Annotated in this window: 1 pseudogene; it reads right to left on the bottom strand. The window is 74.5% G+C overall.

Going from position 1 to position 440, the window contains the following annotated elements:
* Positions 1–440 (bottom strand): annotated as a pseudogene (locus tag B2742_RS08815) (translation initiation factor IF-2); the annotation flags it as partial.

Below are 440 nucleotides of genomic sequence, written 5' to 3'. Positions count from 1 at the left end.
CATCCGGTTGGACAGCTCCTGCACAGTGATGACGTCAGGGATGACGACTTCGCGCGGACGGTTCGGGGCGTCGGTGGAGCCGCCCTTGCGCTTCTCTTTTTCACGTTCGCGGGCGCGGCGGACCGAGGCCAGCGAGCGCATCCGCTCGGCGGTGTCGCCGTCGCCGGCGACCGACTGGATGGTCAGGCGGCCTTCGCGGCGCTTGGGCTCGCCGCGGGTGCGGCTGACGGCCTTGCCGGCGTCCGAGAAACGCTTGTCGCGATCATCCTCGGGCTTCAGCGGACGGGCGAAACCGCCGCCGGGCGCACGGCTCGGACGGGCGACCTCGGCCTGGGCCGGGGGGGCGTTCGGGGTCGGACGACCGCCGGGGCCGGTGCGCGGACCCGGACGGGCGGCGCCCGGCGCGGGGCGCGGGCGGTAGTTTTGGAGGCGCTTTGGGC

The sequence above is a fragment of the Brevundimonas sp. UBA7664 genome, from assembly GCF_002483305.1.
GTDB lineage: Bacteria > Pseudomonadota > Alphaproteobacteria > Caulobacterales > Caulobacteraceae > Brevundimonas.
The sequence above is the reverse complement of the archived record's forward strand: the minus strand, read 5'-3'. Positions and strand labels throughout refer to the sequence as shown.